This window comes from Paenibacillus sp. NPDC056933 (genome assembly GCF_042674385.1).
Classification (GTDB): domain Bacteria; phylum Bacillota; class Bacilli; order Paenibacillales; family Paenibacillaceae; genus Paenibacillus.
This window is the reverse complement of record NZ_JBHUQN010000001.1, coordinates 1284168-1298149: the sequence shown is the minus strand read 5'-3', so window position 1 is coordinate 1298149 and position 13982 is coordinate 1284168. Positions and strand designations below refer to the sequence as shown.

15 protein-coding genes and 1 tRNA gene are annotated in these 13982 nt (G+C 45.6%); 8 read left to right on the top strand and 8 right to left on the bottom strand.

Going from position 1 to position 13982, the window contains the following annotated elements; genetic code table 11:
- Positions 1-382 precede the first annotated feature (382 nt).
- Positions 383-979 (top strand): helix-turn-helix domain-containing protein, encoded by a 597-nt coding sequence (locus tag ACFTRD_RS05990; protein ID WP_192265883.1) that lies wholly within the window; start codon positions 383-385, stop codon positions 977-979.
- 379 nt (positions 980-1358) lie between these two features.
- Here ACFTRD_RS05990 and ACFTRD_RS05985 read toward each other — a convergent pair whose 3' ends face one another.
- On the bottom strand, positions 1359-2513 hold the full coding sequence (locus tag ACFTRD_RS05985; RefSeq protein WP_379378142.1) for a sn-glycerol-1-phosphate dehydrogenase: 1155 nt from the start codon (positions 2511-2513) through the stop codon (positions 1359-1361).
- 157 nt (positions 2514-2670) lie between these two features.
- Between ACFTRD_RS05985 and ACFTRD_RS05980 the strand changes: the two genes are divergently transcribed.
- The gene (locus tag ACFTRD_RS05980; protein ID WP_192265878.1) at positions 2671-2877 is read left to right on the top strand and encodes a hypothetical protein; all 207 of its coding nucleotides are present in this window, start codon (positions 2671-2673) and stop codon (positions 2875-2877) included.
- Positions 2878-2987: 110 nt separating this feature from the next.
- On the opposite strand, the gene ACFTRD_RS05975 is transcribed toward ACFTRD_RS05980, so the two are convergent.
- Together ACFTRD_RS05975 and ACFTRD_RS05970 are read right to left on the bottom strand one after the other, a co-directional pair.
- Complete coding sequence (locus tag ACFTRD_RS05975; protein ID WP_192265876.1) at positions 2988-3527, bottom strand: PadR family transcriptional regulator; 540 nt, start codon at positions 3525-3527, stop codon at positions 2988-2990.
- On the bottom strand, positions 3524-4366 hold the full coding sequence (locus ACFTRD_RS05970; protein WP_379378141.1) for a sialate O-acetylesterase: 843 nt from the start codon (positions 4364-4366) through the stop codon (positions 3524-3526). The genes ACFTRD_RS05975 and ACFTRD_RS05970 overlap by 4 nt, the downstream gene beginning before the upstream one ends.
- Before the next feature lie 549 nt (positions 4367-4915).
- Between ACFTRD_RS05970 and ACFTRD_RS05965 the strand changes: the two genes are divergently transcribed.
- A complete protein-coding gene (locus ACFTRD_RS05965) occupies positions 4916-5416 on the top strand; it encodes a type 1 glutamine amidotransferase family protein (protein ID WP_379378140.1) in 501 nt (166 codons plus the stop codon).
- Positions 5377-5688 carry a type 1 glutamine amidotransferase family protein gene (locus ACFTRD_RS05960; protein ID WP_379378139.1) on the top strand — a complete coding sequence of 104 codons (312 nt, stop codon included), beginning with the start codon at positions 5377-5379 and terminating at the stop codon, positions 5686-5688. Before ACFTRD_RS05965 ends, ACFTRD_RS05960 begins: the two co-directional genes overlap by 40 nt.
- A gap of 255 nt (positions 5689-5943) precedes the next feature.
- On the opposite strand, the gene ACFTRD_RS05955 is transcribed toward ACFTRD_RS05960, so the two are convergent.
- Positions 5944-6027, bottom strand: a tRNA-Leu gene (locus tag ACFTRD_RS05955).
- Between the two features lie 232 nt (positions 6028-6259).
- Between ACFTRD_RS05955 and ACFTRD_RS05950 the strand changes: the two genes are divergently transcribed.
- The 4 genes from ACFTRD_RS05950 to ACFTRD_RS05935 all read left to right on the top strand — a co-directional run bounded on the left by ACFTRD_RS05950 (position 6260) and on the right by ACFTRD_RS05935 (position 9490).
- The gene (locus ACFTRD_RS05950) at positions 6260-7444 is read left to right on the top strand and encodes an adenosylhomocysteinase (RefSeq protein ID WP_192265870.1); all 1185 of its coding nucleotides are present in this window, start codon (positions 6260-6262) and stop codon (positions 7442-7444) included.
- Positions 7445-7478: 34 nt separating this feature from the next.
- Entirely contained in the window at positions 7479-8471 is a 993-nt protein-coding gene (locus tag ACFTRD_RS05945) for a Gfo/Idh/MocA family protein (RefSeq protein ID WP_379378138.1), read from the top strand.
- A 63-nt stretch (positions 8472-8534) separates the two neighbouring features.
- Complete coding sequence (locus ACFTRD_RS05940; protein ID WP_379378137.1) at positions 8535-8930, top strand: DoxX family protein; 396 nt, start codon at positions 8535-8537, stop codon at positions 8928-8930.
- Between the two features lie 200 nt (positions 8931-9130).
- Positions 9131-9490, top strand: a complete 360-nt coding sequence (locus ACFTRD_RS05935) for a winged helix-turn-helix transcriptional regulator (RefSeq protein WP_379378136.1) — start codon at positions 9131-9133, stop codon at positions 9488-9490.
- A gap of 80 nt (positions 9491-9570) precedes the next feature.
- Here ACFTRD_RS05935 and ACFTRD_RS05930 read toward each other — a convergent pair whose 3' ends face one another.
- From ACFTRD_RS05930 to ACFTRD_RS05915, 4 genes are all read right to left on the bottom strand, one after another.
- Complete coding sequence (locus tag ACFTRD_RS05930; RefSeq protein WP_379378135.1) at positions 9571-11187, bottom strand: sensor domain-containing diguanylate cyclase; 1617 nt, start codon at positions 11185-11187, stop codon at positions 9571-9573.
- Positions 11188-11377: 190 nt separating this feature from the next.
- Positions 11378-12121, bottom strand: coding sequence for a spermidine synthase (locus ACFTRD_RS05925; protein WP_379378134.1), 744 nt, complete (start codon positions 12119-12121; stop codon positions 11378-11380).
- 49 nt (positions 12122-12170) lie between these two features.
- On the bottom strand, positions 12171-13073 hold the full coding sequence (locus tag ACFTRD_RS05920; RefSeq protein WP_062322223.1) for a LysR family transcriptional regulator: 903 nt from the start codon (positions 13071-13073) through the stop codon (positions 12171-12173).
- Between the two features lie 147 nt (positions 13074-13220).
- Positions 13221-13958: an SDR family oxidoreductase gene (locus ACFTRD_RS05915; RefSeq protein WP_379378133.1), complete on the bottom strand. Its 738-nt coding sequence runs from the start codon at positions 13956-13958 to the stop codon at positions 13221-13223.
- Positions 13959-13982 lie beyond the last annotated feature (24 nt).

The window sequence follows — 13982 nt, the reverse complement described above, 5'->3', positions numbered from 1 at the left end:
ACATATATCAGACTGAACTCGCGGATTTCTAATTTCAGATTTGTGCATATTGTAATATTATCCCATTAACAAAAATGAATTTTTTATGGGTAAAACAGGGAAATAAACCGCATCATATCAACAAAAATTGCAGAAAAGTACTATAGTCCTATTCATAGGTAATTAGACTTAATTTATTTTTGTTCATCATCTATTTGATCCCTTAAATTTAGTGAATCATTGTAATCTAGGAATATACTAGGATGTGAATTTCGTTTAGTCTAGTTCATAACTCCTCCTTTGCAGCGGATTCGCGCACCAGCTTGTTTGAATCAGGTACACCCGGCACTTGAAAGTACCCCCGTACTTATTGTAGTATTTGGTTAAAAAAATCGGAGGAAATATGCCTAATCAACCAGAACAACATTCCATCCAGGCGTGGTCTCTGATCAACCGTAAATATTTGGGGAAAGGCGTCCGTGTCAAACGATTCCGAAAGCCGACACGCTGTCAAATCCGTAACCGTGTTCTTCTAGCCGTGCTGATGGCCAATGATATCAAGTTGTCCCAGCTCGCCGAAGACCTATCCATCTCTTCACGCAGTGTCAGTGCGTGGGTGTATGAAGGACGGATACCCGGCAGTACCAATTTGGACAAGGCATGTCAACTGCTTGGCTACCCGCGCCACATTCTTTTCAATGAAGAAGTGGTTCGTCAAAGCCCGGTCATTTGTCAGCCCGAGCCTTCCCGTTTCATGAAGCGTACGGTGACCCGTTCTCCGGTTAGCAACCGTATTCTGACAGGCTTGTGTATGGTCCATGATTTGTCGGTGACAGATGTCAGCCACTGGATCGGGGTTCACCCCGGCACTTTCCGCAAATGGCTGCATCAGGGAACGCTGCCTTCCGCAACGTTTCAGGAACAAGCGGAACAATTTTTCCGCATCCCGAAAACTATTTTGTTCGCAGATGTCATCTTGAAAGATCGTCACAATAACTAACTACATGAGCGAACAACCAAAAGGCTCTGTCCATTCCCAAGGGAAAGACAGAGCCTTTCTAACATGCTTCATCTTTATGAGATATTTGTACGAACAAGTTGTTTAAATACTCTGCCTGCAAACGAGAAAAACCTCTTCCCCAAAAGGAAAAGGCTGAAAACGATCCTCTATTTCAGCTTGTACAACGATTGCCCTAATCCATTGAATGCCTTGTATAACAAGAGATTGACCATTCGTCACGATATGCTACTTAGAATCTCGCATCATAAACCCAGCTCTCCGAACAAACTAAACTTGTCTTATACATGATACAGAACCACCCATAATTTGTACGTACAACAAAGAGCGTAACATGGAATTCGTCCCTATGATTTTAACTTTATTTTAAACCCGCATGAAGAACCTCATTGATGTATTTCAATCCTGTATACCGATCGCGAAGCAAATGTGCTGTGGTCCAAGCATGCTCAACCATCTCTGCGGTTACACCTAGTTGTTCTGTTGTAGTAGGGCCTCCTACGCGTCCTAGCCATGCTGTAAGCTGAGATGCATCCGGCAGATAATTGTAAATGCGGAAAGCCGGCTCATCGGATTTTTGTGCAAGATCTTTGTATTTTACGGTAAGCAGGGAACAGGCCACGCCCACCTTGGCACCATGCAGAACGGGTCGGTGACCCGCTTCCATCAGATCCATCTCCCATCGATGGGAGAGATGATGTTCACCACCGGATGCAGGACGAGAATGATCAATAATGAGCATGGAAATGCCTGAAACGATCAGCGCATCCATCAATTCAGTCACCCCGTCAGCCCGTCCTTCGGCGATCTCCTGCACATGATCGACACAGTTCCTCAACGCTTCTTCCGTCATGCGATAAGCAACGGGGCAGAACGGTTCGCCGCCAAGATCCCTGGAAACCATCCAGTCTGCCAGTGATGTATATTTGCCAAGCATGTCTCCAAATCCGGCTGCATTCATTTCTTGGGGGGCTTGCTCCAATATATTAATATCGGCAAAAATGGCTTCAGGTGGTACCGCCTGGATCGTCTGCTTGACGCTGCTTACAATAAGAGGTGCACCTGCCGAAGTAAATCCGTCGACCGAAGCCGCTGTGGGTACAGACAGAAACGGCTTGTTCATTTTGGAGCAAACGAATCGCACCAGATCATGAATGGTTCCTGAACCCGCAGCAATAATGGCCTGGCTTTCCTGTTTTACACCAAGCAAGACTTGCACAATTGCCGCCTCATCAGCAATAACGTCCCCCGCTTTGTTCCCTGGCATGCATATCTCATCCACATGAACGCCTGCTTCCCGAATGTTCTTTACCACTTCGTAACCCGCTGCCGGACCCGTATTTCTATCATATACAACGGTCACATGTCTGTACCCTTGCTCCGACAAATAGCCAGATAACCGCTGAATCGCCCCATGCTCCAAATACACCCGCATTTGCACCAAACGGTGTTCATGCCCACAAGTACATTTCTGAGCTTCTTCGTTCCATGCGGCAATTCGCTCGTTCATATTCATTCGCCTCAACCTCCCTTAAGAATGTCATGCATAATAATACGGATAAAACCACAAAATGAAAAAAGGAAGGAAACTGTGAGTTTTTTCCTGATCACACTTTACCTCCTGTTTCAAACATTTGCAAATCCTAAACTCACATTTCGAAGCAGGTGAACCTATGAAATTAGCCAAAGAAACAGGGATCTCTCTCGGATTTCTCGCAGGAACGACATTGGGGAGCGGCATCGCTTTTTTATTCCGCTTTCAGGCAAATGAAGTCATGGCCAGTGTTGGGCTTTTTGGTATTGTCGGAGCGATTGCAGGCCTATGTGTGCAGCATTTCATATTCAATAAACCAAACAAAAAAGCTCGCGATTTGCCTTAAGAGCAATTTCGCGAGCCTTTTTTTCGTTGCACTCAAGAGTTCCCGAACAACCACGGGGGTTGGCATACACTTTCAAAAGCTTGAGATGGTATCCTATTAGCTGTTTTTTATTATGCATTATGTCCTTCTATATCCGCTCTCAATTGTTCAAACCACGCTAAGTTAACCAAGTGATGGGAACGGGAATTTTCGTTCATGCGGCGGTAGTAATTGATTGCCCCTGGAAGTTCTTGTGTGTCAGACAGGTACTCATCAAGGAGGGCGATTCGGGTTTTCGTCTGGTCTATCTGTGATTGAATCAGTTCCTGCAATTTGTTTTTGTCGTATTCATCGGCAAAAAGCAGCGCCCCATAAAATTGCAGGTTCACATATTCCGATTTGGTGCCGTATTTGACCATTAATTCTTCGAATTCAGCCATTCCCGATTCGGTGATTTTAAAGTTCCGAATTTCGCGTCCACCGGTTAAAGGATTCTGCTGAATCTGTTCTATCCACCCCTTTTCTTCGAGCTGCTGCAGATTGTAATAAAACGAGCCTTTGGTGAAGTTTACAATGTATTTATAATGGCGTTTTTCCATTAAGGACAGCAGCTCATAGCCGTGAGCGCCGGGGTTTTGGATGAGCAGTCCAAGAATGAGCAAAGGGATCAAGGCTGCATCACCTTCGCCATTTGCGCCTCGAATTCTGCGTACGTGATTTTACCCGAAGCCAAATCCATGCTATGAAGGTAAATCTGTTCTGTTTTCGAATACTCGCGCTCCACATTCAGTGACTGCTTCTCCCCAGGGATGGGTTTCATGATATGACATCTTTTCGAAAAAGCCTCGAAATAACGGTAGCCGAATTTACGTTGCGATACCGCGTCTATATGAATGCCATCCGGATTCGCCGTCAAATCTGCCGCTGTGACAAAATAACAATTGTGCTGTTCGTTAGCGAAGTGCTGCAATTGTTCATTGACCTGTCGATACTCTGTCGCTTGCTGTCCAAAACCGGTCTTCCCAAGGAAATCACCAAGTCCGCCAATGATCAACGGCACCTCATGAAGATGCAATTCGTTTCTTAGGGTCTCGATAATATGGGTTAATTTCTCGTAATAGGTTTCATGCAGCGAACGATAACTGTCACTCTCACCCTGGTGCCAAAGGATTCCGCAGATTTGACTGGACCGCAGGGCGAAGCGGGCTTCGGATAACGCATGCTGAAACAGAATACGTTCCGGATGCCAGTCATCCAAAGAACTACCGCCTTCCGCACAAGGAATCAAACCAATTTCTTCCTCAGGATTCGCTTTCGACCAGGCATCGGCAAAGGATGCCGCCAGGCTCACACCGGAAACCGGACGGTCGTAATTAATTGGCTCTGTCATCATCTGCCACTGTCCATTGCGCAGCATTTTTATTTTTTCATTATAGATAGGATCGACATCCTGCAATAATCCACGGCCGGCCATATTAGACTGACCCAACATTAAAAATGACTTTATCATTCTAGTCTTCATTCCTTTACATTACTGTTATGGTCTAATTAGACTAAAAAATATTATATAGTCTAATTAGACTATGGTCAACTACATTAGAGCGCCCCATTCCATCTAACAAACATATTAAAAAACGTACTATAGCAAACAAATAAACTCTCCCCCAGAATTGACACGGGTCCGACCACGTGCCTAAAGCTGTTTTTTTAATGAAATAAAGTAATGGCCGCAAAAAATGCCGATGCAGATTATCATCTTTCCTCAAGAAACGAACGGTCCCCCTGATTTGTGATGAATTATTTATTGTTTTGTGACTTTTTTACAACGTCGTTTGAGATACACGTTTGTTATGATCCTTCTTGCGGACACGGACGGCAAATAAGTTGAGTGAGGGGTCGTTCTACGCAAAAACGGATGAAGGAGGATGACACAGGCTTAAAGATCTGCTAACGTCATGGCGCCGGGACTGCTAAAAAAAGAACTCCAAAAAATCGCTTAAAGCAAACGGATTCAATTCCGTTTTTTGCCTTAAGCTATACGAAAGGAACAGGGATAAAGATGAAAAAAATATGGGGATTGCTTATGCCTTTTGCACTGGTTCTTTGTCTAGTTGCTCCTGCAGCAAGTGCGAAAATAAAAGAAAGTAATGATACATTCAAAGACAAAAGTACGCATGTTCAAATCGTATTATTCGATGGTTTCGATTTAATGGACGCTTTAGCGCCATACGAAGTATTCGCTGCTGCCGGAATGTACTCCAAAGGAGCAATTACTGTAGAATTGGTATCCGCAGAAGGCAAACGTTCTGTACCGAGTGGTCTGAACGGACCTGCACTCGAAGCGCAAACCGTATTAGACCCGAAGCGCCCGGGAATTATTTTGGTCCCTGGCGCTTCGGGCAAGCCCGCTGGAGATTCGGAAGATGCCATTCCGGATATATTAAGGCAAGCCATGAAGACAGGCTTACCGGATATGTTAAAACAAGCTTTTAACAATAAGGAAATTACTGTGGCTACCGTATGTGGAGGTACATTACTGCCTGCAATGAAGGTTTATTAAAAGATAGACATGCTGTTACCAATCATATGGGCATGGCTGCGTTAGGAGCTCTCGGTGCAATTCCGATTGAGGCAAGAGTCGTTGAAGATAGTCCTCGTTTCGTGAGCGGGGGAGGCGTGACTTCGGGACTTGACGTGGCCTTGTATTTGGTCGACCGTGAATTAGGACCCCAAGTCGCGAATTCCGTAGAAAAGTTGTTTGAGTATGAGAAGAGAGGCACAGTGTGGAAAGCTGAAGGCATTGTGCCAGTCGACTTTAATACGAATCCATAGGCTACTGAAAAAAAAGCAACCCTCTGCCATTTCAATAAACAATATCGAAAAGTGAAAGAACAATCCCATATAAGCAACAGCAAAGGACCTGGATGCGAAAGACCTAGCCAGGCCGCTGTTGCTTTTAATGCTCATTCCAATAAGTGTTATCGCTATCTCCTTGGAATTATGTTGTAGAACACCTTGTAAATCTCAAAATAAAAGAAGCTCCTGAACCGTCACGAGGACAATTCAAGAGCTTCTTTATAAAAGTGATGCGGTCGAGAGGACTCGAACCTCCACGGGGGTTAGCCCACACGGACCTGAACCGTGCGCGTCTGCCAATTCCGCCACGACCGCATGATATGTATCTTCTCATCATGGATGAAAAGCATTTCGGTCAAGCAATTGCTAGTTTTACCGTAATTAAGAGTATACATGCTCTAAAATATGATTGCAACTATTTTTTTGTAACTTTAAACAAAAAGGACATATGTCCTTTTTTAGCGCATTTAAACTCCCTATGGTAGATAAGAAGCTGACCAAGCGTCCTTCGGGATACGCTCTACCTTGCACAGAAAGGGAGTTTTGTATGATTCTCAACTCAACACACGAGAGTATTGAACAAGGAAAACGAAGCATTCACTGGACCGAATTGCATATGCCCCTGCTTGGCGAATTAAAATCCCAGTTTGCCAAAGAGTTGCCTTTTGCTGGTTTAACCATCGGTATCTGTATTCATGTAGAGCCCAAAACTGCTGTTCTATGCCGAACACTTCAGGCCGGTGGAGCCAAGGTTGTATTGACTGGCAGCCCTGGCACAACGAAAGACACCGTCGCTGCAGCCCTGCAAGAAGAAGGCATCATCGTTTATGGCCAACGTGCAGACAGGCGCAATCAGCACCTGCAAAATATCCATAGTGTACTCCAGCACCACCCCCATCTGCTCATGGATAATGGAGCTGATCTGGCGCGCACCCTCATCCAACATTATGACAATAACTCTCTGATTGGGGGTACGGAGGAAACGACGACGGGGGCCAATCTGCTGCGTGAAGAGACAGGAGAGAATATTCCTTTTCCGATCATTGTCATTAATGACAGTCCACTCAAACGAATCATGGAAAATGAACACGGTGTCGGACAGACCATTATTGAAGGCTTCATGCGTACCACGAACCTGATTTTGCCTACCCGGCGCTTCGTCATCGTTGGTTATGGAACCTGCGGACGAGGCATTGCCAGATATTTGCGTAATCTGGGCAGCCAGGTCGTCGTTGTTGAAGCTGATCCGATCGCGGGCCTGGAAGCGGCTCTGGATGGGTTCAGAGTGGCACGATTGGAGGATACATTCGCATTTGCCCAAGTATTCATTACCGTCACCGGACGTCCCAATGCCATTTTAAAGGAACATTTTAACCAAATGAATGATGGAACGATTCTCGCCAATGCCGGACATTTCTCATGGGAAATGGATTTGGAACATCTCCGCCAGGATGCGAAACATACGGAACAACTGACAGCGGACATCGAACAGTTCACACTATCTAACGGACGTCGACTTATGCTGCTTACCCAGGGCGAGATGCTGAACCTGGCTGGCGGCAGCGGCAACCCCGTTGAAACGATGGATCTGGGCTTGTCCCTGCAAGCGGCTTCCCTGCTCTATCTGGTGCAGCAACGTCAACATCTCGTACTTGGGCCTCAGCCGGTTCCTCAAACCGTTAACAACACTATAGCCGGACAGATGCTGAAGCATTTGAGCTACACCATCTAATTTCTGCTAATTATGAATAAAGGGAGAGATCCTCTTGAGTCAAGTCAAACTATGTTTTATCGGTGCTGGATTCCATGCATCCACGAATATATACCCGTCTGCTGTTGAAGCCGGAGCAGAAATTCAGGCCATCACTACTCGCAGTATTGAGCGATCCGAAGCAGCCCTCACGCGTTTTGGCAGCAAAGGAAAAGCGTATGACAATGCACAACGGATGTTGCAGAATGAAGACTGTGATGGCATCGTTGTTGTGGCGCAACCACAAGACCAGACAGCCCTTGTCCTTGAATGTATTCAGGCTGGCAAAAATGTATATGTAGATAAACCTCTCGGATGGAATGCTGATGAAGCTGCTGCTGTAGCCGAAGCTGCCGAGAAGGCAGGTGTGTTCGTCATGGTTGGATTCATGAAACGTTATGCTCCAGTCTACATGAAGCTCAAGGAACTGATTGAGGGCGGATCAATGGGTAAAGTACGTTCTTTCCAAATGAAATTCGCTGTAGACAGCACACCGTTCTGCAAAGATGAGGAACAATTCATGAAGCTTGCTGCCATTCATATGGTCGATCTGATGCGCTTTCTATTTGGGGAAGCCGTGCAGGTCACAGGCACTACGGTTAAGAACGGAGAACATATTAACCAGAGCATTTCCCTGAAATTCGAGCAGGGTGTGGTTGGCAGTGCGTACTTTGCTGGTATGAGCGCATGGTCACGGGAAAGCGAAAGTGTACTGGTCACCTTTGACGACGGATTTGCGTCTGCGGATGAGATTAATACACTTACAATTCATCATTCTCGTACAGGGAATAGCCTCCCTTGGAAATCTCTTGAGGAACGAGACACGGTGTATACCCCTTCCGGTTCACCCATGTCAGGCGCTTATCGAGACCTTTATCTGCGTGGTTTCGTAGGCGAGATGGCTCATTTCATGGAATGCTGCAAGAACAAGTCTGTTCCACATTCCAGCGGCAAGGATAATATCGGAACCATGGCGTTATGTGATACCATCCTAGCTTCACTGATCTGACGCAACTACGAATACAATATAGGTTCCACCATTTATATAATCCAGAGAAGAGGAAATAACACAATGCTGGACACCGGATTACTTATCATTCGACTTGTTATTGGTTTCATAATGATGGGTCATGCATGCAAGAAACTGTTTGGCTGGTTTGGCGGAGAGGGGTTATCAGGAACAGCCGAATTTTTTGGAGCGATGGGTCTGAAGCCTGCACGAGTTATGGCCGTCAGCGGGGGGCTTATCGAATTAATCGGCGGATTTCTTTTTGGGGTAGGTCTATGGACTATTGTTGGGGCCATTTTGCTCGTCATCTTGTTGCTCGTTGCTATAGCAAAAGTCCATGCAGATAAGGGACTTTGGAATATGAACGGTGGATTTGAATACAATCTGGTTATGCTCGGATCATTAATCGGTGTTGCACTTGCTGGTGCAGGAGCATACTCCTTGGACGCCTTGATATAACTAAACTATTTCAGTCATCAGAACCTCGACGTTTCGGAAAATGAAACCGGGGTTCTTTGTTCTTAACATCACCTCGGTGTATAGGGGTTTATAATCTGCATGAGAAGTGATATGCTCGTAGATAACCATACGTACATTTATGGAATGTAGTATTCTATTCGATACCATGACTAACCACCACGACTGGAGGTGCACCTATATTGAAAAAGATTTCGACCGACGCATGTCCCGCGCCTTATGGCTGTTCCGTAGAAGTAACCCTTAGTGTCATCGGAGGCAAATGGAAAGGCGCCATTCTATATCACTTGTTCTCTGGTTCATTAAGATTTAATGAGCTCAGAAAATTATTCCCTGACATCACCCAGCGAATGCTTACTCTCCAACTAAGAGAGCTGGAGAGCAGCGGAATTGTACACAGGGAAATATATCCTCAGGTTCCGCCTAAAGTGGAATACTCTCTTACCCCATTTGGCGAAACCCTGCGTCCCATTATCTACAGCATGCGTGACTGGGGAGAACAGTATACCAATGAGGTGTTGGCCAGATCACAAGAGGTCTGAACAAAAGACCAAAGAAGCTAATCCCTTCCTCAGACGGGATTAGCTTCTTTTTATTTCATATAGAAGACACGTAAACCTCTTTATTTCATAACAGTTTGAATCGTAACGGTACGATTGCGCCCTTCTTCCTTTGCTTGGTATAACGCATTATCCGCCAAATGAAACAACTCTGTCGCAGTTGTAGAATGCAACGGATACTCGGCAACACCTGCTGAGATGGTTACGGAACGATCAATGGGCAGTACGCTTTCCTCTACGGATACACGGATATGCTCGGCAATCTGATACGCTTTTTTGGATTCAGTATGTCTCAATAACACGACAAATTCCTCGCCGCCAAATCGGGAGCATATATCCTGCGTACGAACCGACAACTTGATAATGTTCGCGATATGCTTCAGAACCTGATCGCCTGCGTGATGCCCATACGTATCGTTTATGGATTTGAAACGGTCAATATCCAGCACCACGATGGAAAAAGGAACTTCTTCTTCAATCCATTGCTCAATGACTTCTTCAAACGTTCTTCGATTGGTCATTCCGGTCAATACATCCGTTCTGGCGTCATAGGTAAGCTGGTCTGTTTGCCTTCGAAAGTTGGCCAAAGCACTCAGCACGGTGCGCGTCAACAAGTCAGCTTCCCTGTTCCAATGCGGCTTCATTACCGGCAGGTCCACTTTGCCCTGATTCACCTGGTTAACCAAATCCGCAAGGTAAACAAACGGACTGGCCAGCTTCCGCGCTACGCGGATGACAATAAGCGTCAGGATGATAAACGGGACAGAGGTGTACAGCAGCAGCATGCGAATATGTTGATTCAACTGATCGTATACGATCTGCGCGGGAGATACAACGACAACTCCCCAATCTGTTGTCGGCACCTTGTAATAACCTGCAAGTGAATCCACACCAGCCAGATTTTTATATTGTTCCTTCCCCGTCTGGTCGTTTAGCAACTTCTGCACAACCTTGTTTTTGGATATATTTTCACCGATTCGTTGCGTGTCTGGGTGAAATAACAGTGTTCCCTTGGCATCCACAATGAAAAAATAAGAACCATTACTCGTCTTCAACTGACTGCCAAATGACAGATTCAAGACGTTGTTTTCCTGTAGATAGATTCCCCCGCTAACCAAACCTTTAAATTCACCAGATTGACTGAAGATCGGTTCACTCACAAAAACGATTCTTCGTTTCGAATAAGGTCCGCGGTACGCTTCGGAGATGTAGGATTCTCTGGATTGAAACGCTTTTTTGGCTGCATCGGAAGTTATAGGCTGACCCAGACTTTTCTCCGAATAAGGCGAAGAGCCTCGAATGATTCCTGATGCATCGACCAGAGTAACTGCATTGAAATAATTACTGCTGTTACGAATCAAATTCAGTGTGGAGCCCAGTTTATTGGTGTCTGAATAGTCCATATCACGAAAATAGTCGGCAGAATATTTCAAACTACCCTGCATGGATTGAAACAACGAATCCAGCGTTTGGCTCACCTGCACTGCACTCGAATAATTAAGTGAGAGCGTTTTATCAATCAGCGATTGCTTCTGGGATGTATAAGATGAAATAAACATGATGGTCAATGTCATCAAAACGGCAATGGTGACCAATCCACTCAACAGAGCGGTAAGGCTGATTTTTTTGATCTCCCTTACTTTTCTTCTTACTCTGGATGTTTTATTCTCTGCGATCATTATTGCTTCCCCCGGTTTTTCATGACAAGGCATATTCCTTCTATTTTATACGAAATTTGTTAAGAAAAAATAAATAGTTTATGAAGTTAAGAAAAATAAATCGGAAGATTGACGATTTGATGACAATTACTCACATGAAATGGTACTTTTTTAGACTGGTATCAGAATCGCTTTTTAACATCCGTTTCAACTAATCCACAATAACATACCCAGCTTCAGGCTGCTGTTCTACAAAACCTGCCATATGACGCGTTTGAGCTAAAACTGGTCTGTCACTCCCGACAAGGATACGATTCTGAACCTCATCCACAGCTTCGGTTGCGGTGGGCAGAGCGAATGAACGTGTGTACGTGAATTGCTCCTGTAACGTGGTGTGAATTGCATTCACAAGTCTGTCGTTGCCCGCACGCCCGAATACATTTAACAGTACCGCTCCACCAGCCCGCAGCCTTTCTTTCACCATCGCAAAAAAGGTACTGGATGTAAACTGTGAAGGTGTGCCCGTAGCCGTAAAAGCATCCACAATTATATAATCGTATGATCCAAGGGCTTCCAGCTGCAATCGTTCACGACCGTCACCAATCAGTACCTCACCTCCACTATATCCAAAAAAAGTTCGGCTCAGCTCAACGACTTCCGCATCGAGTTCGGCGACTTTTAATTGACGGTTAGACAGGTAAGTCGATAAAGTTCCAATGCCGTGTCCTATCACAAAAACCGATTCGTAATCGGGATGATTTCGTTCCATCAGGTGAACCATCGCTCTCGGATACTCCAGCACCATGCGGGAGGGTTCGTCCAGATCCATTGCTCCCTGAACAGCTGCGTTTGAGAACTCCAGTACGCGAAATCGGCCCTTTTCCCCATAAAGCCTGGATGTGTCATATATCGTCAATTCATGCTGCTCACTTTTATTTCGGTATAAAACTCGCAATAACTGTTCTCCCTTCGTACTTTTACGCAAAATGATATATTTGATCCATTTATGATTGAATGGCCTCTTGCAGGGCCTCAATATACTCCATGCCCAGATTGGAAAGCGAAGCATTTTTATGGCTGATCCAGCCGACATTAATGGACTCCTCACACTCCAGCGGGACAGGGATAATCTCGTTCCCATTCAGGTCAGCACTAAGCACACCTGTGGAGATGGTATATCCGTTCAAACCGATCAGCAGATTAAACAGCGTTGCCCGGTCATTAACCTGTATGCTTTTGGGATGAGAAAGTGTGCTGAGAATCTCCTCGGAAAAATGAAAGGAGTTATATTCTCCCTGGTCAAAGGAGAGGTACGGATAATCCTGAAGCTGTTCAATGGCAACCGACTCCTGCTTCGCGAGCGGATTTTGCACACTAATGAAGATATGCGGCTTGGCGATAAACAAACTGTTAAACACCAGACCCGCATCCTTGAGCAGCTTATTAATAACCTTGGCATTAAATTCGTTCAGATAAAGAATGCCGATTTCACTGCGCAGACTTTTTACATCCTGGATAATCTCATACGTCTTCGTTTCCCGCAAGGCCAATTCATACTCATCCTGTCCATATTGCTGCACAAGCTTCACAAAGGCATTCACGGCAAAAGCATAGTGCTGTGTGGAGACGGAGAAATGCTGTGGGGACGGCTTCGCATTCAAGTAACGGTTCTCCAGCAATTCCGCCTGTTCCACCACCTGACGCGCATAACTCAGAAATTCGACGCCTTCCTTGGACAATGTAATTCCTTTATTCGTACGCTCAAAAATAGTAATACGCAGTTCCTGCTCCAGGTCCCGGATGGCATTCGACAGACTGGGCTGAGAAATAAACAGCCGTTTGGCTGCCTCATTCATCGAGCCACGGGTGGCGACCTCAATCACATATTTTAACTGTTGCAGCGTCAAAGCATGATTCCCCTCTCTCTGGTACACTACACTACTTTGATCATTACTATACCATATTGCAACCTGGGCGAGTTCCATTTCAGAATACAAAAAGAAACCCAACCCGAATAAATGGTTGGGAACATCATTTAAGTCTATTACCCCGATCTAAGCCATGCTTGCCGTCGGTCGCACTACGATTTCATTTACATCCACCTCGGCTGGCTGGCTGATGGCATACAAGATACTTTGGGCAATAGCAGAAGCCGGGATGGATATGCTTCGATAATCTTTCATTAGCTCGCGTGCTTCATCATCAGTGATGGATTCGGCCAGTTCCGATTCAGTCACACCAGGAGATACGAGGGTTACACGGATGTCACCGCCTACTTCCTGCCGCAGACCCTCCGAGATCGCACGGACTGCGTATTTTGTTGCACAATATACCGCTGCGGTGGGTGACACAGCGTAAGCTCCAATTGAGGCGATATTAATAAACTGACCGAACCCCTGCTTTTTCATGACTGGTAACCCAGCTGCAATACCGTGCAGAACACCACGAATGTTAACATCAATCATCCGGTTCCACTCATCCACTTTTAATGACTCTAGGGGAGAAAGCGGCATAACTCCGGCATTATTTAAAATAACGTCCAGACGTCCAAAACGAGTAAGCGCTAACTCCACGATCGCTTTCATCTCTTCCAGTTCTGTAACATCAAGCGATTGATACTCGACCGAACCACCCTCCGAACGAATAGCAGTCGCCAGTGCTTCCAGACGCTCCAGACGTCTTGCGCCAATGACAACATGTGCACCCTGCTCTGCTAACACACGGGCCGTTGCCTCCCCAATTCCGCTGCTTGCGCCGGTAATCATAACCACTTTTCCTTTTACGTTAGACATGTTAAATTCGCTCCCTCTTGTTTT